The organism is Streptomyces sp. NPDC001903 (assembly GCF_042891345.1).
Taxonomy (GTDB): Bacteria; Actinomycetota; Actinomycetes; order Streptomycetales; family Streptomycetaceae; genus Streptomyces.
In genome coordinates, this window is sequence record NZ_JBIASZ010000002.1 from 597,520 (window position 1) to 612,507 (window position 14,988).

14 protein-coding genes are annotated in these 14,988 nt (G+C 74.1%); 8 read left to right on the forward strand and 6 right to left on the reverse strand.

The features are described 5' to 3' along the window. Position 1: 1 nt before the first annotated feature. The 5 genes from ACFYZS_RS06340 to ACFYZS_RS06360 all read left to right on the forward strand — a co-directional run bounded on the left by ACFYZS_RS06340 (position 2) and on the right by ACFYZS_RS06360 (position 5,756). Positions 2-799, forward strand: a complete 798-nt coding sequence (locus tag ACFYZS_RS06340) for a GNAT family N-acetyltransferase (protein ID WP_389007381.1) — start codon at positions 2-4, stop codon at positions 797-799. Positions 800-927: 128 nt separating this feature from the next. Continuing rightward, a complete protein-coding gene (locus ACFYZS_RS06345; RefSeq protein ID WP_389007383.1) occupies positions 928-2,112 on the forward strand; it encodes an LLM class flavin-dependent oxidoreductase in 1,185 nt (394 codons plus the stop codon). Between the two features lie 40 nt (positions 2,113-2,152). After that, positions 2,153-3,532, forward strand: coding sequence for an NtaA/DmoA family FMN-dependent monooxygenase (locus ACFYZS_RS06350; RefSeq protein WP_389007385.1), 1,380 nt, complete (start codon positions 2,153-2,155; stop codon positions 3,530-3,532). Beyond that, entirely contained in the window at positions 3,529-4,575 is a 1,047-nt protein-coding gene (locus ACFYZS_RS06355) for an LLM class flavin-dependent oxidoreductase (protein ID WP_389007387.1), read from the forward strand. Before ACFYZS_RS06350 ends, ACFYZS_RS06355 begins: the two co-directional genes overlap by 4 nt. An 11-nt stretch (positions 4,576-4,586) precedes the next feature. Further along, positions 4,587-5,756, forward strand: coding sequence for an LLM class flavin-dependent oxidoreductase (locus tag ACFYZS_RS06360; RefSeq protein WP_389007389.1), 1,170 nt, complete (start codon positions 4,587-4,589; stop codon positions 5,754-5,756). A 69-nt stretch (positions 5,757-5,825) separates the two neighbouring features. Here ACFYZS_RS06360 and ACFYZS_RS06365 read toward each other — a convergent pair whose 3' ends face one another. Together ACFYZS_RS06365 and ACFYZS_RS06370 are read right to left on the reverse strand one after the other, a co-directional pair. After that, complete coding sequence (locus ACFYZS_RS06365; RefSeq protein ID WP_389007391.1) at positions 5,826-6,233, reverse strand: DUF3224 domain-containing protein; 408 nt, start codon at positions 6,231-6,233, stop codon at positions 5,826-5,828. Next, a complete protein-coding gene (locus ACFYZS_RS06370) occupies positions 6,230-7,201 on the reverse strand; it encodes a LysR family transcriptional regulator (RefSeq protein WP_389007393.1) in 972 nt (323 codons plus the stop codon). The genes ACFYZS_RS06365 and ACFYZS_RS06370 overlap by 4 nt, the downstream gene beginning before the upstream one ends. Positions 7,202-7,273: 72 nt before the next feature. Here ACFYZS_RS06370 and ACFYZS_RS06375 point away from each other — a divergent pair, with 72 nt between their 5' ends. Beyond that, positions 7,274-8,785, forward strand: a complete 1,512-nt coding sequence (locus tag ACFYZS_RS06375; protein ID WP_389007395.1) for an aminotransferase class I/II-fold pyridoxal phosphate-dependent enzyme — start codon at positions 7,274-7,276, stop codon at positions 8,783-8,785. A gap of 11 nt (positions 8,786-8,796) precedes the next feature. Here the strand turns inward: ACFYZS_RS06375 and ACFYZS_RS06380 are convergent, their stop codons facing one another. Together ACFYZS_RS06380 and ACFYZS_RS06385 are read right to left on the reverse strand one after the other, a co-directional pair. Continuing rightward, positions 8,797-9,744: an ion transporter gene (locus ACFYZS_RS06380; protein WP_389007397.1), complete on the reverse strand. Its 948-nt coding sequence runs from the start codon at positions 9,742-9,744 to the stop codon at positions 8,797-8,799. Between the two features lie 222 nt (positions 9,745-9,966). Next, complete coding sequence (locus tag ACFYZS_RS06385; RefSeq protein WP_389007399.1) at positions 9,967-11,154, reverse strand: MFS transporter; 1,188 nt, start codon at positions 11,152-11,154, stop codon at positions 9,967-9,969. Between the two features lie 176 nt (positions 11,155-11,330). On the opposite strand from ACFYZS_RS06385, the gene ACFYZS_RS06390 reads away from it, so the two are divergent. Beyond that, positions 11,331-12,557, forward strand: coding sequence for a PP2C family protein-serine/threonine phosphatase (locus ACFYZS_RS06390; protein ID WP_389007400.1), 1,227 nt, complete (start codon positions 11,331-11,333; stop codon positions 12,555-12,557). A 110-nt stretch (positions 12,558-12,667) separates the two neighbouring features. Here ACFYZS_RS06390 and ACFYZS_RS06395 read toward each other — a convergent pair whose 3' ends face one another. After that, entirely contained in the window at positions 12,668-14,008 is a 1,341-nt protein-coding gene (locus ACFYZS_RS06395) for a YhgE/Pip family protein (RefSeq protein ID WP_389007402.1), read from the reverse strand. A 136-nt stretch (positions 14,009-14,144) separates the two neighbouring features. Between ACFYZS_RS06395 and ACFYZS_RS06400 the strand changes: the two genes are divergently transcribed. Next, the gene (locus ACFYZS_RS06400) at positions 14,145-14,813 is read left to right on the forward strand and encodes a MerR family transcriptional regulator (RefSeq protein WP_389007404.1); all 669 of its coding nucleotides are present in this window, start codon (positions 14,145-14,147) and stop codon (positions 14,811-14,813) included. Here the strand turns inward: ACFYZS_RS06400 and ACFYZS_RS06405 are convergent. Beyond that, on the reverse strand, positions 14,800-14,946 hold the full coding sequence (locus ACFYZS_RS06405) for a hypothetical protein (protein ID WP_389007406.1): 147 nt from the start codon (positions 14,944-14,946) through the stop codon (positions 14,800-14,802). The two genes, ACFYZS_RS06400 and ACFYZS_RS06405, sit on opposite strands and share 14 nt — an antisense overlap. Between the last annotated feature and the right edge of the window lie 42 nt (positions 14,947-14,988).

A 14,988-nucleotide genomic window follows, 5' to 3' on the forward strand; every position in this document is an offset into this window, starting at 1 on the left:
CGTGACCGGAACCGGAGCCGGAACCGGCCCGGGAACCGATCCCGGGCGCGCCCGGGCCGCCCCCGGCCCCGAAGGCCCGCACGTCCTGGACAACCCCGCCTGGGCGGCGCTGCGGGGCGCGCACGCCGCCTTCGCCGAACACCCCGGCGGGGGTGGGCCCGGCGCCCCGCGCGCCGCCCGCTACCACCCGGACGTCTCGCCCTGGGCCGCCCTCGCGGACCCGGCCGACCCCCGCTCCTGGGCGGATCTGCGGGCGCTGGTCGGCGAGGGCGGTACGGCCCCGCTGGCCGGGGTGCTCGACCCGCCCGAGGGGTGGGAGACGGTCGGCGCCGTCCCCGGGGTACAGCTCGTCGACACCGCGCTGCGCGCCGAGGCCGCGCCGGAGGCGGTCAGGCTGGGATCGGCGGACGTTGCGGAGATGCTCGCCCTGATCGCGCTGACGAAGCCCGGGCCGTTCCTGCCGCGCACCGTCGAGCTGGGCACGTACCTCGGCATCCGCCACCACGGCCGGCTGGTCGCGATGGCGGGAGAGCGGCTGCGGCCGCCCGGCTGGACCGAGATCAGCGCGGTCTGCACCCATCCCGGACACCGGGGGCGGGGCCTGGCGACGCGGTTGGTCCGCGCCGTGGCGGCGGGCATCCGGGAGCGGGGCGAGACCCCCTTCCTGCACACGGCCGCGAGCAACACCGCCGCGATCCGGCTCTACGAGTCGATCGGCTTCACCCTGCGCCGGCGACCCTCGTTCATGGCCGTGCGGGCCCCCGGCGGGCCGGGCAACACGACCGCCAAGTTCTCTTAATGTTCCTGCCATTGAATGGCACAGACGTCGGGCGTAGCGTTTTTCGGGAGAATTTGATGACGGGTTGAATTCGCCCACCCCGCATCGGCCCCTCTTTCCGCACGCCGATCAGGAAGGCGTAATTCAGCATGCCCGTTTCCCATTCCGCACCCCTGCACCTCGCCGTCTCGCTGGACGGTGCGGGAGGGCACCCGGCCGCCTGGCGCGAGCCCGGTGCCCGGCCCGCGGAGCTGTTCACCGCCCGCTACTGGGCCGACCTCGTCACGGAGGCCGAGGCCGGGCTGCTCGACTACGTCGCCTTCGCGGACGGGCTCGCCCTCCAGTCCTCCTCCCCCGCCGGCCACGACGAGCGCACCGACCGGGTGCGCGGCCGGCTCGACGCGGTCCTCACCGCCGCCCGGGTCGCTCCGCTGACCCGCCGCATCGGGCTCGTGGGGGCCGTGACCACCACCCATACCGAGCCCTTCCACATCTCCAAGGCCGTGGCCACCCTCGACCACGTCAGCCGCGGCCGCGCCGGCCTGCACGTACAGGTCTCCGGACGCCCCCACGAGGAGCGGCACTTCGGCCGCCGGCCCGCACCGCTCCACGAGGACGAGCTGTACGAGGAGGCCGCCGACCACGTCGAGGCGGTCCGGCGGCTGTGGGACAGCTGGGAGGACGGCGCGGAGATCCGCGACGTGGCCACGGGCCGGTTCGTGGACCGCGACAAGCTCCACCACATCGACTTCGAGGGCCGCCACTTCAGCGTCCGGGGCCCTTCGATCACCCCGCGCCCGCCCCAGGGGCAGCCCGTCGTGAGCGCGCGCGCCGCCGACAGCGCGGCGTACGGGCTCATCGCCCGGTCCGCCGACATCGGGCACCTCGTGGCCCGCGACACCGACGAGACGCGGGCGGCCGTCGCCGCCGTCCGCGGGCTGCAGGCCTCGGCGGGGCTCGCCGAGCGGCCGCTGCACCTCTTCGGGGAGCTGACCGTGTTCCTCGACGAGAGCGCCGCGGCGGCGGCCGACCGCCGTGGCCGCCTCGACGAGCTCGCGGGCGACCCGTACGACGGTGACACCGCCGTGTTCACCGGCACCGCGCGGCAGTTGGCCGATCTCCTCCAGGAGCGCCGGGAGGCGGGGCTGTCGGGCTTCCTGCTGCGGCCCGCGGTGATCGCCCACGACCTGCCCGCCGTCACCCGCTCCCTGGTGCCGGAGCTCCAGCGGCGGGGGCTGTTCCGCCGGGAGTACGAGGCCGACACCCTGCGCGGGCTGCTGGGGCTCGACCGGCCCGCCAGCCGCTATGCCGCGGCCCCGCTCCCGGCCGCCTGAACACGCCTCGCCCCGCCCGCCCGCCTGACGAAGGACGAACATGACCACCAAGCCGCTCAAGCAGATCCACCTCGCGGCCCACTTCCCGGGCGTCAACAACACCACCGTCTGGAGCGACCCGGCGGCCGGCAGCCACATCGACTTCGACTCCTTCGTCCACTTCGCCAAGGCCGCGGAGCGCGCCAAGTTCGACTTCCTCTTCCTCGCCGAGGGGCTGCGCCTGCGCGAACAGGGCGGACGGATCTACGACCTGGACGTCGTCGGCCGGCCCGACACCTTCACCGTGCTGGCGGCCCTCGCGGCCGTCACCGACCGCCTCGGGCTGACCGGCACCATCAACTCCACCTTCAACGAGCCCTACGAGGTGGCCCGCCAGTTCGCCTCCCTGGACCACCTGTCCGACGGCCGGGCCGCCTGGAACGTGGTCACCTCCTGGGACGCGTTCACCGGCGAGAACTTCCGGCGCGGAGGCTTCCTGCCCCGCGAGGAGCGCTACAGCCGGGCCAGGGAGTTCCTGGCCACCGCCCACGAGCTGTTCGACTCCTGGGACGGCGGCGAGATCCTCGCCGACGCCGGATCCGGCACCTTCCTGCGCGACGCCCGGGCCGGGGCCTTCGCCCACAAGGGCCCGCAGTTCGACATCGAGGGCCGTTTCAACGTGCCCCGCAGCCCGCAGGGCCGCCCGGTGATCTTCCAGGCGGGCGACTCCGACGAGGGACGCGAGTTCGCCGCCTCCGACGCCGACGCGATCTTCGGCCGGTACGGAACCCTCGACGAGGGCCGGGCGTTCTACGCGGACGTCAAGGGCCGCCTCGCCAAGTACGGCCGTACGCCCGACCAGTTGAAGATCCTGCCCGCCGCCACGTTCGTCCTCGGCGACACCGACGCCGAGGCCCGCGAGGCCGCCCACGAGGTGCGCCGGCTCCAGGTCAGCGGGCAGACCGCGATCAAGTACCTCGAACACGTCTGGAACCGGGACCTGTCCGGCTACGACCCCGACGGCCCCCTGCCCGACATCGACCCGGAGGCCGGCGAGAACACCATCGCCCTCGGCCGGGCGAGCGTGCGCCAGTTCCGCGACCCGCTGGAGACCGCCCGGCAGTGGCGCGCGCTCGCCGAGGCCAAGGGCCTCTCGATCCGGGAACTGGTCATCGCCACCACCTCCGGGCAGACCTTCGTCGGCTCGGCCGCGACCGTCGCCGAGCAGATCGACACGCTCGTACAGGCGGACGCGGCCGACGGCTTCATCCTGGTCCCGCACATCACCCCGGGCGGCCTCGACGCCTTCGCCGACACCGTCGTCCCGCTGCTCCAGGAGCGCGGCGTCTTCCGCACCGAGTACGAAGGAACCACCCTGCGCGACCACCTCGGCCTCGCGGTGCCGCGGGCGGCCTCCGGCCGGCGGGCGGCGGCCTCGTGAAGTTCCTGGCCATCACCCTGATCACCGACAACGCGGACCCGGTGACGGGCGCCGCACCGCCCGTCCGGGAGCGGTTCCGCCAGGTCGTCGCGAGCGCGCTGCGCGCGGAGGAGCTCGGCTTCGACGGGTTCGGCGTGGGCGAGCGCCACGAGCGGCCGTTCCTGTCGTCCTCGCCGCCCGTGGTGCTCGGCCACATCGCCGCCCTGACGAGCCGGATCCGCCTGTTCACCGCCGTCACGACGCTGAGCCTGCTGGACCCGGTGCGGGCGTACGAGGACTACGCGACCCTGGACCACCTCTCCGACGGCCGCCTGGAGCTGATGATCGGAAAGGGGAACGGCACGGCGCAGCGCGAGCTGTTCCACGTGACCCCCGAGGACCAGTGGGAGCGCAACTCCGAGAGCTACGAGCTGTTCCGGCGGATCTGGCGCGAGGACAAGGTGAGCGCCGAGCCGCGCTTCCGCCCCGCGCTGGCCGGCGCGGAGGTGCTGCCGCGGCCGTACCAGCGCACTCTGCGCGTGTGGCACGGCAGCGCGACGAGCCGGGAGTCGGTGGATCTGGCGGCGCGCTACGGGGACCCGCTGTTCTCGGCGAACGTCACCCATCCCATCGGCCCCTACGCGGAACTGGTCCGCCACTACCGGGAGCGCTGGGAGCACTACGGGCACGATCCGGCCCGTGCCGTCGTCGGCGCGGGCACGGCCGGCTACCACGCGGCGCGCACCTCGCAGCAGGCCGTGGCCGCGTACCGGCCGGCCTTCGCCCGGTACCTGGCGGCGCACCGGGCGCAGGGCGTGGAGCCGGTTTTCGCGACGCTGGAGGACTTCGTCGAGCGCAGCTCGGCGCTGATCGGCAGCCCCCAGCAGGTGATCGAGAAGGTCCACCGCTACCACGCGGAGTTCGGCCACACCGTCTTGCACCTGCAGGCCGAGGCGGGCGGACTCCGCGAGGCGGAGCACCAGGCCTCGCTCGAACTCTTCCAGTCGGAGATCGCCCCGGTGCTGCGCCGGGAGATACCCGACCCGTCCTTCCCCGACCTGTAAGGAGCCAGGCCATGTCCGGAATCCCCCTCGGGGTCCTCGACCTCGTCCCGGTCCCGTCCGGCTCGACCGCCGCCGAGGCCCTCGCCCACAGCATCGACCTGGCCCGCCGTACCGAGGAGTTCGGCTACGCGCGCTACTGGTTCGCCGAGCACCACCTCAATCCGGGCGTCGCCGGGACCTCCCCGGCGGTGCTCCTGGCGCTGACCGCGTCCGCCACCAGCACCATCCGGATCGGCTCCGGCGCCGTCCAGCTCGGGCACCGCACGGCGCTGTCGACGGTGGAGGAGTTCGGTCTCATCGACGCGCTGCACCCCGGCCGCCTGGACCTGGGCCTGGGCCGCTCGGCGGGGCCGCCGCAGCGCCGCCGCCCGGCGGAGGGCGGGGGCGGGGACGAGCCCTCGGCGCCGCCCGAGCCGGTCACCCCGGCCACCCCGGTCGTCGACGGCCGCACCCCGAACGGGCTGCGCATCCCGGACCGGTTCTCCTTCGCCCACCTGCTGGGCCATCCCCGGGTGGCGCTCCAGCAGAAGCTGCTCAACCTGCCCGGCGCGCAGCCGCAGGACTACTCCGAGCAGGTCGACGACGTCCTCGCGCTGCTGCGCGGCGAGTACCGCACGCCGGAGGGCGTGGAGGCGCACGCCGTCCCCGGCGAGGGGGCCGACGTACAGGTGTGGATCCTGGGCAGCAGCGGCGGGGTGAGCGCGGAGGCGGCGGGCCGCAACGGGCTGCGCTTCGCGGCGAACTACCACGTCAGCCCGGCCACCGTGCTGGAGGCCGCCGAGGGGTACCGGGCCGCCTTCAAGCCTTCCGCGGAGCTGGACCGGCCGTACGTGACGGTCTCCGCCGACGTGGTGGTCGCGCGGGACGACGCGACGGCCCGCGAGTTGGCGACCGGGTACGCGCCCTGGGTGCGCAGCATCCGTACGGCCGAGGGCGCGATCCCGTATCCCACCCCGGCCGAGGCGCGCGCCCTGCCCTGGTCGGAGGAGGACCGCAAGCTGGTCGCGGACCGGGTGGAGACCCGGTTCGTGGGCTCGCCCGCCACGGTCGCCGACCACCTGGAACGGCTGCAGGAGGCGACGGGCGCCGACGAGCTGCTGATCACGACGATCACGCACCGGCACGCGGACCGGGTCCGCTCCTACGGCCTGCTGGCGGAGGAATGGCGGCGGCGCGGCTGACCGCCGGGCCGAGCCGCGGCCGCGGCCCGGGCCCGGAGGGAAACCCTCCGGGCCCGGGCCGCGGCGGACTCAGCCGAGCCGGTATTCGAACCAGATCCGGTGCGTGCCGTCGGCGTCGACCGCCATTCCTCCGTCGCCCGAGATCCCGGCCAGGCCGGCGGTGCCGCTGGACGGAACGATCGTGAAGAACTCCGCCGTTCGGTCGCTGCCGGAGGTCGTCGCCGAGTGGACGAAGTTGAAGGCTCCCTCGCGGCCCTGCAGCGATCCTTCGAAGGACTCCATCGCCACGTAGGTGCCGACGCCGGTGGTCTGGTCGAACGCGGCGGTGAACAGGGTCGCCGAGCGGCCGCTGATCTCGCCCTCGAAGTGTTTCTCCATCGTCGCCACGCCCACCGGCAGCCCGGTGGTCACGGCCGGTTCGGGCTTCAGCCCGGTGGGGGCGAACGCTGACACGGTGAATGTTCCGCTGGCTCTCATGGACCGACCGTACCGATCGGGTCCGACAGCGGCCCGGCGGCGGCGTTCCGGTCCGCGCGCGCCCAGCGGTCGGTGATGAGCGCGGCTTGCTCCTGGAGCGCCGAGACCAGCTCCTGGGCGCTGCGGGCCGCGGTGGAGCGCAGGACGACGACGCTGATCTCCCGGGTGAGGTCCGGGCCGTCGAGGCGGCGGAGGGCCAGGTCCGGGTGGGGGGTGCCGAGGGCGAGCCGCGGCACCAGGGCGATGCCCGCGCCGGCGGCCACCAGGCCCTGGACCACCGCGTAGTCGTCGGTGCGCATGGCGTGGACGGGCTCGAAGCCGTGTCGGGCGCAGGCCCAGGACAGCACCCGGTCGCACGGGTTGTGGGGGTCGGCTGCGCCCACCCACTCGGCGTCCCGCAGCGCGGTGAGCGGGACCCGGTCCCGGACCGCGCACGGGTGGTCCTGCGGCATGACCAGGAGCAGGGGATCGGCGAGGAGGGGGTGGAGCGCGAAGTCCTCGTCCAGGTCGAGCCGGTCCCCTGGCTGCGAGAAGACCAGTGCGGCCTGGAGCTCCCGGGCTCTCAACCCGCGCAGGAGCAGGGGCAGTTCCCCCTCGGTGAGCGAGATGTGGACGCCCTGCTGGTGGAGGCGTTTGACGGCGGGGGCGAGCAGGAGGGCGCCGGCGGTCGGGAAGGTCCCGATGTGGAGGGTGCGCGTGCCCCGCTCCGCGAGCCCGCGCACCTCCAGCTCCGCGTGCCGGAGCCGGTCGAGTACGCCCTCGGCGTGCGGCAGCAGGGCCTCGCCGAGCTCGGTGAGGGTCGCTCCGCGCGGTCCGCGCCGGACGAGCCGGGCGTCGAAGTGGGCCTCCAGGGCGGCCAGGTGGTGGGTGATCGTCGGCTGCGTGTAGTGCAGGGCCCGGGCGGCCGCGGCGAGCGAGCCCTCCTGCGCGATGGACCGGAGCACCTGGAGGTGGCGGATCTCAAGCATATAGACAGGCTATGGAGACCCATGGAAAAGTCCAGCATTCCTCTATGGCCGTGGCGCTGACACCCTCCCGGTGTGAACACGCGAACCACCCCTCCCCCAGGCCGTCCCGTTCCCGCGGACCCGGACCAGCTCCGCGCGCCGTACGCCGACGCCCTCCTCGCCCACGCGGGACGGGACTGGCTGCGGCTGAACGTCCCCGGTCACGCGGCCGCCCCGGGCTCGGACCTCTCCGCCGCCTTCGGCCCGCGGGTGCCGGCCCTGGACTTCCCGCCGCTGCTCGACGGCCTCGACCTCGGCGCGCACACCCCGCTGGACGAGGCGCTGGAGCTCGCCGCCCGCGCCTGGGGCGCCCGGCGCACCTGGTTCCTGACCAACGGCGCCTCGCAGGGCAACCAGATCGCCTCGATGGTCACCCCCGCCCTGGGCGGCACGCTGGTCGTGCAGCGCAGTGTGCATTCGAGCGTCGTCGACGGGCTGGTGCTCTCAGGCCTGAACGCCGTCTTCGTCCAGCCCTCCGTCGACCCGGACCAGGGCATCGCCCACGGGGTCACCGCCGGGGAGGTGCGCACGGCCCTGGAGCGGACCCCCGACGCCGCGGCCGTCCACGTGGTCTCGCCGAGCTACTTCGGGGCCGTGGCCGACGTACGGGCCCTCGCGGACGCCGCGCACCGCGCCGGAGTGCCCCTGATCGTCGACGAGGCGTGGGGGTCGCACTTCGGCTTCCACCCCGCGCTGCCCGACGGAGCCCTGGCCCTCGGCGCGGACCTCGTCACCTCCAGCACCCACAAGCTCGGCGGAAGCCTGACCCAGTCGGCCATGCTGCACCTCGCCGAAGGCCCCTTCGCCGACCGGCTCGAACCCCTCGTGGACCGGGCCTTCCGGCTGGTGCAGTCGACGAGTGCGAGCGCCCTCCTGACCGCCTCCCTGGACCTCGCCCGGCGGGCCCTGGCCACGGGCACCGACCGGATCACCGGATCGGTGGAGGCCGCGGACAAGATCCGCGGAGTCGTCCGCGGGCTGGGCCGCTTCGGCGTGGTCAGCGACGGCTTCCACCGGTTTCCCGACATCACGGCCGCCGACCCGCTGCGCATCGCCCTCGACACCCGCGCCGGCGGGATCACGGGGCACGAGGCTCGGCGGCTGCTCTTCCGGGACCACCAGGTCATGGTCGAAGTCGCCACGGACGCCGCGATCGTCGCCGTGGTGGGCGCGGGGTCCGCGCCGGACGCCGACCGGTTCCTCGAGGCCCTGCACTGCCTGCCCGCCCCGCTCCACGACCGGGGCTCCGGCTCCCGCCTCCCCGGGCGGGAGCCGCTGCGGCTGCCGCTCCCGGGGCCCGCGCGGCTGACGGCCCGCGAGGCCTTCCTCGGTGCGGCGCGGGTGGTTCCCGCCGAGGAGGCCGTCGGCATGGTGTCCGCCGACACCCTGGCCGCGTACCCGCCGGGCATCCCCAACGTACTGCCCGGCGAGGTCGTCACCTCCGAGGCCGTCGCGTTCCTCCGCCGTACCGCGGCCGCCCCCGGCGGGCACGTGCGCGGGGCCCTCGACCCGGACGTCTCCCGCCTGCGCGTCGTCGCGCCCTGACGTCCGCCGTCCTACCGTGCGCCGGCCGACACCCCGGCCAGCGAGGGGGATCCGGCCGTGAGCGGCGAATCCGGATCCGGGGGGTCGAGCCGGGCTTCCATGTCGTCGAGGGCGCGGCGAACCGCGGCGATCCGCAGCCGGAGCTCGTCGGCCTCCTCCGGCGCCACCCGTCCCCTCGGCGGCGCGGGCTGCCGGGGGGTGCCCCGCTCGGCCCGCTTCGCGTCCTCCTCCATCTCCCGCGCCTCTTCCAGGGCGTTGAGGACGACCCCGATCAGTACGTTGACGAGGACGAAGGAGGCGAGGAGCACGTAGGAGGCGTAGTAGACGATGCTGAACGGGGAGACCGCCAGTCCGGCGTGGACGGCGTCGCCCAGGCCCTCCAGCGTCATCAGCAGGAAGAGGGTCAGGCCGGCCCGGCCGAGGGACCCGTAGTGTGCCGGGTCGTGACCGGCGAAGCAGATCCAGCCGATCATCGCGTACACGTAGAGGATCAGCGCCCCCACGAACAGGAAGCTGACCGTTCCGGGCAGGCTGCGGCCCACGGCGACCAGCAGGACCCGCAGCTGCGGCATGAACTTCGCGGTGCGCAGCACCCGCGCCAGGCGCAGCAGCCGCAGCAGCGTGGTGTTCTCCCGCAGGAACGGCACGAAGGCCGAGGAGACCACCAGCAGGTCGAACACGTTCCACGGATCACGGAAGAAAGCTTTCGGCCGGTCGGCGTGCGCGCCGAGGCGGACCAGCATCTCCAGGGTGAACGCCGCCACGCAGAACCGTTCGGCGGCGTGGAGGAGGACTCCGTACTCCACGGACAGTCCGTTGTAGGTCTCGACGCCGAGCAGCACGGCATTGAGCAGGATCACCGCCATGACGCCCAGCGCGAACACGGGTGCCTCGCACACGTCACGGCAGCGCGCGGCCAGCCTCTCGCGACCGGTGGACGTCTGGATGAGGTCTGACATCTTGCTCCCTCGCCTGTGCCCGGCACGCGGCCACAGGCCGTGTCGCGCCCCGGCGGCCGCCGGGGCTTTGATCAAGCTCCCGATCTTGTAACGCCGCACGGCCGGATTCGAGTCGCCCCGGCCGGACACATCGCCCGATCGGGGAACGGCGGCGGCCGGTCGGGCCCCGGCCGACGGGCACCGTGGCGACGGGCACCGGCCGACGGGTACCGCTGCGGCGGGCTACCCCTCGCGCACGGGACGGCGGAGCAGATAGACGGCCGCGGACGACACCAGGGCGGTCATGCAGGCGAGGAAGACCAGCCCGGCGCCCTCCAGGCCGAGCGGGCCCGTCAGCACGCCCACTCCGATCACCGGTACCGAGATGCCCGCGTACGCCACCACGAACAGCATCGAGATGACCGCCGCGCGCCGATCGGCCGGAGAGGCCCCCGCCACCGCGGAGAGCGCCCCGCGGAAGGCCAGGCCCTGCCCGCCGCCGCCGACGAGCGCGCTGAGGACCACCAGGACCAGCAGGTCCCAGTACAGGGCGCCCGCCAGCAGCAGCAGTCCGGCGAGCAGTGCCGCGCAGCCCAGCGGGAGGGACCGGCCGACCCCGATGCGGCCGACGGCCAGCTGTCCGGCCGTCGAGGCGAAGAAGGCCAGCGCGACGACCAGCCCGCTCACGGCCCGGTTGTGCACCCCCAGGGACTCGACGAGGAACGCCGGACTGACCGACGTGAACACCCCGAACAGCGCGAACCCCACGAAGGAGGCGGTCGCGGCGGGCACGAACACCTGCCGCACCGAGGCGGGCAGGGCGGGCCGCTGCGGCCGCACCGCCGAGAGCGGCTGCCGCTCCCGCACCGTCTCGGGGAGTCGCAGCAGGACGGCGGCCGAGCAGAGCACGAGGGCGAGGTGCACGAGGAACGGCAGGTACAGCGGCCAGGGCGCGTACTGGGAGAGCACACCGGCGAGCAAGGGGCCGCACCCCAGCCCGCCCATGTTGGCGGCCGTGGCCACGAACGTGGCGCGGGAGGAGCCGTCCCGCGGCGCGAGTTCGATGACGTAGGCCGTGGCGGCCCCGGTGAACAGGCCCGCGGACAGGCCGGACAGCAGCCGGCCCGCGTACAGCCAGCCCAGCCCGGTGGCGCACAGGAAGCAGCCGGCGCTCGCCGCCGCGAAGCCGAGGCCCGTCAGCAGGACGGGCCGCCTGCCCACGACGTCCGAGGCGTTGCCCGCCAGCAGCAGGACCCCCATGACGCCGAACGCGTACACGGCGTACACGACCGTGACCTGCAGCTCGGAGAATCCGAACTTCTCCTGGTAGAGGCCGTAGAGGGGGGTGGGCAGCGTGGTGCCGGCCATGCACACGGCGAACACCGCCCCGGCGAGCAGGCACTCCCGCCATCGTCCGCGATCACCGTCCATGCCGCCGAAGGTAATCGCCCCTGGCATCCCGGAGGGCGCGGCATGCCGACGGCGCGCCCCGCCCGGGCGGAAGGCATCCGCTGCGGTGAACGCCGTCGTGGCGGGATTCCGCTGCGGCCGCCCCAGGTTTGTATGGTGATGTTCTACGACAAATTGGACATGGAGGCGGGCGGTTCATGCCGGATGTGGTGATCGACTACGCGGCGGTGTTCCGGCTGCTGCCCGGGATGGTGGCCCTGCTGACCCCGGACCTGGTGTACGCGGACGCCAACGAGGAGTTCCTCCACTCCTCCGGCCGCACGCGGGACCAGGTGATCGGCCGGTACCTCTTCGACGTCTTCCCCGACAACCCGAACGACCCGAACGCCAGCGGGATGCGGAACCTGGCCGCGTCGCTGCGGCGGGTCGTGGAAACCGGCGAGCGGGACGCCATGGCCCTGCAGCGCTACGACGTGGAGTCCTCGGACCGGCCCGGCGAGTGGGAGGAACGGTACTGGAGCCCGGTGAACGCGCCGGTCCTCGACGCCGAGGGGCGGGTCGTGCTCCTGGTCCACCGGGTGGAGGAGGTCACCGAGCTGATCAGGGCCCGCAGCCGGCCGACCGGCGGCCGGGCCCGGGTCCTGGAGGCGGAGCTCTACACGCGGGCCCGCGAACTCCAGGAACTCAACGAGCGCCTGCGCGAGGCCCACTCCCGCGAGCGCGAGGTGGCGCTCGCCCTGCAGAACGCGATGCTCCCCGTCACCCGGCCGACCGGGGACACCCGGATCGCGGTGCGCTACCGTCCCGCCGCCGGTTCCCTGAACGTGTGCGGCGACTGGTACGACCTCGTCGACCTGCCGGGCGACCGCATCGGCGTGGCCGTCGGTGACGTGGTGGGCCACGGGCTCGCCGCCGCGGGCGTCATGGGCCAGCTGCGCAGCGCTCTGAGCGCGACCTCGCGCGTCGCCGAGGGCCCGGCCGAGGCCCTGGAGGTGCTCGGCCTCTATGCGCGTTCGGTCGAGGGTGCCGAGAACACCACGGTCGTCGAGACCTGCATCGACTGGGACAGCCGCACGATCACCTACAGCAGCGCCGGCCATCTGCCGCCCGTGCTCGTACGCCTCGACGCCACGGTGGACTTCCTCGATCAAGCCACCGATCCGCCGCTGGGCGCCCGGCCGGAGCACCTCCCCCGGCCGCAGGCCACGACGGCGTTCGAGAACGGCGACACGCTGGTGCTGTACACGGACGGCCTGGTGGAGCGCCGCCGCGAGGACATCGACACCAGCCTCGGGCGGCTGGCCGCCGCCCTCGTACGCCACCGCGAGGCCGATCCCGAGACGATCGCGGACGCCCTGCTGATCGATCTGCTCCCCGCGGGCGGCGCCACCGACGACACGGCCCTGATCGTCGTCCGGCTCTGAGCCCCGGTGGGAGCCGAGGCCGGCATGCGCAGGACGGTCAGGGCCGTGTGGTGCGGTGCGCGCGGGCGCTACGGGATCCGGGCCGCGTGCCCGGCCCCGCGGCGGCGCCCTCAGGCCGTGGCGTTGGCCTCGGCCCCGGCGGCCTCGGGGGTTTCGGCCGCGGGCTGCGACTCGTCGCCGGGCCGGGGGATGCGGTGCAGCCCGCGGCGGTCGTAGAAGCGGGTGACGGCGAAGCCGAAGGCCAGCGCGGCGACCAGGGCGATGCCCATCGAGGCCCACGCCCGGCTCAGGCCCGCGTCGGCCTGGGCCCCGTAGTAGAGGATGGCGCGCATGCCCTCGGTGATCTGGCGCAGCGGCTCGAACTCGGCGAGGGCCCGGAAGAAGCCGGGCAGTGCGTGGAGCGGCACGGTCGCGCCCGAGGAGGGGACGGCCATCGCGACGAAGACGATGGTGGCCAGGAGCATGCCGGGGGTGCCGAAGGCGGCGAACAGGGCCAGGCTGCCGAGGCCCACGACGGCGATGGTGGCGACGGAGTAGAGCCACAGCAGGCCGAGGTGGGAGGCGTCCATGTCGAGGATCGCCACGGTGGCGACCTCGACCAGGGTGCCCATCACGAGCGACATGCCGAGCATGAGCGCCATGCCGACGGCCAGCGTGCGGACGCGGCTGGTGTGCTGGACGGGCTCGCGCTTGCGGACCGGGCCGTAGTCGGTGTGCAGGTAGCCGAGGGCGGTGTCGACCTGGGAGTTGACCAGGTTGGCGCCGAGCATGCCGCAGACGACGAGGACCAGCGCGTAGTAGAACGCGCTCAGGCCCATGGCGCTGCGGGAGCCGACGGGGTGGCCGTCGGCGACGGTGACGGTGACCGGGTCGGCCAGCTTGAGCTGGGCCGCCGTCGGGAGCGGGGCCTTCTGGGCCGCGGCCTGCTTGAGGAGTTCCTGGCCGAGCTGGGCGGAGGCCGCGTGGGCGGCCTTCTGGGCGGCCTGGGAGGACATCGAGGAGCCGATGCTGCCGGCGGCCTGGTTGGTCAGCACCGTCAGGGTCGGCGGGGCCGCCTTGCCCTGGGGTGCGGGCTGCGGGGCGGTCAGCGCGGTCACCGAGGCGGTGAAGTCCTGCGGTATGACGAGGGCGCCGAAGACCTTGCCCTTGCCCAGCCGCTTGTCGGCCTCCTCACGGCTGACGAGCTGCCAGTCGATGCTCTTGTCGCCCTTGGCGGCCTTCTGGATGCCCGCGACGATCTGCTCGCCCAGATTGACGCGGCGGCCGCCCGCGTCGGCGCCCGCGTCGGTGTTGACCAGGGCCACCGGCAGGTCGCGCAGGTTGCCCTTGGGGTTGACGTTGCCGCCGACGTAGAGCAGGGCGAACAACATCGAGACGACTGCGGCGATGAGTGCCGTTCCGACCCACAACCGGGGTCGGCGGAGCACGGAGGGGGGTGTGGGCTGAGGCATCGATTCTCCGGCGCGGCTGCGTTCGTTCCTGAGCTGGATACTTCAGGTATCCAGCTACTGGATAGTGGCAGTATCTTGTTGTGGTGTCCAATCGCCGACGACGGATTCCGGACCACACGACCAGCAGGGAAGCCGTATGAAGATCTCGGAGCTCAGCCGGCGGACCGGCGTGCCGGTCGCCAGCATCAAGTACTTCCGGCGGCAGGGCCTGTTGCCCGCGGGGCGCGCGACCGCCGCGACCCTGGCCGAGTACGGGGAGGAGCACGCGGAGCGGCTGCGGCTGATCAAGGCGCTGACCACGCTCGGCGGCCTGTCCATCGCCGCCACCCGGGACGTGCTCGGGGCCGTCGACCAGGCACACAGCTCCGAGGGCGCACTCGGAGCGGTCAGCTACGCCCTTCCGGTGCCGGTGGCGGCCCAGCCCGCCGCGGGCCCCGAGGAGGAGGCCGAGGCCGAGGCGAGCGCCGGGGCCGAGGTGGCGGAGCTCCTCGCGGCCCTGGAGTGGCAGGCGCCCGGCACGTCCCCCCACGTCAAGGGGCTGACGTCGGCACTGAAGGAACTGCGCCGGCTGGACGCCCGGTACGCCCCGGGAGAGCTCGCCGCCTACGCGAGGCTCGCCGAGTCGGTGGCCCGGCTGGACCTGGAACGCGCGGCCGGCCTCGACGACCCGGTGGCCCTGGCCGAGCGGGCGGTCATCGTCTTCGCGATCTGCGCCCCGGTCTTCGAGCTGCTGCGGCGCCTCGCCCAGGAGGACCAGGTCCGGCGCCGCGTCGCGGACGAGGCTCGCCCCGTCACGCCGCGGTGAGGAATGCGGGGGCGTCCCACGCGAGGGGGTCGACCGCGCGCCACGGCGCGCCCGCGACCGCCGTGGGCGTCACCCCGGCGAGGGCCCTGACGTCCCGGTGGAGGTGCGACCGGTCCGCGTAGCCGGCCGCCACGGACGGACGGTCCGCGGTGCCGGACGCCGGTCATCGGGCTGA

Bases quoted from the DNA above. Each gene is read 5' to 3' on its own strand.
- ACFYZS_RS06395 (WP_389007402.1), bottom strand. From the start codon at position 14,008: ATGCCTCAGCCCACACCCCCCTCCGTGCTCCGCCGACCCCGGTTGTGG.
- ACFYZS_RS06385 (WP_389007399.1), bottom strand. From the start codon at position 11,154: ATGGACGGTGATCGCGGACGATGGCGGGAGTGCCTGCTCGCCGGGGCG.
- ACFYZS_RS06380 (WP_389007397.1), bottom strand. From the start codon at position 9,744: ATGTCAGACCTCATCCAGACGTCCACCGGTCGCGAGAGGCTGGCCGCG.
- ACFYZS_RS06390 (WP_389007400.1), top strand. From the start codon at position 11,331: ATGCCGGATGTGGTGATCGACTACGCGGCGGTGTTCCGGCTGCTGCCC.
- ACFYZS_RS06345 (WP_389007383.1), top strand. From the start codon at position 928: ATGCCCGTTTCCCATTCCGCACCCCTGCACCTCGCCGTCTCGCTGGAC.
- ACFYZS_RS06350 (WP_389007385.1), top strand. From the start codon at position 2,153: ATGACCACCAAGCCGCTCAAGCAGATCCACCTCGCGGCCCACTTCCCG.
- ACFYZS_RS06360 (WP_389007389.1), top strand. From the start codon at position 4,587: ATGTCCGGAATCCCCCTCGGGGTCCTCGACCTCGTCCCGGTCCCGTCC.
- ACFYZS_RS06400 (WP_389007404.1), top strand. From the start codon at position 14,145: ATGAAGATCTCGGAGCTCAGCCGGCGGACCGGCGTGCCGGTCGCCAGC.
- ACFYZS_RS06370 (WP_389007393.1), bottom strand. From the start codon at position 7,201: ATGCTTGAGATCCGCCACCTCCAGGTGCTCCGGTCCATCGCGCAGGAG.
- ACFYZS_RS06365 (WP_389007391.1), bottom strand. From the start codon at position 6,233: ATGAGAGCCAGCGGAACATTCACCGTGTCAGCGTTCGCCCCCACCGGG.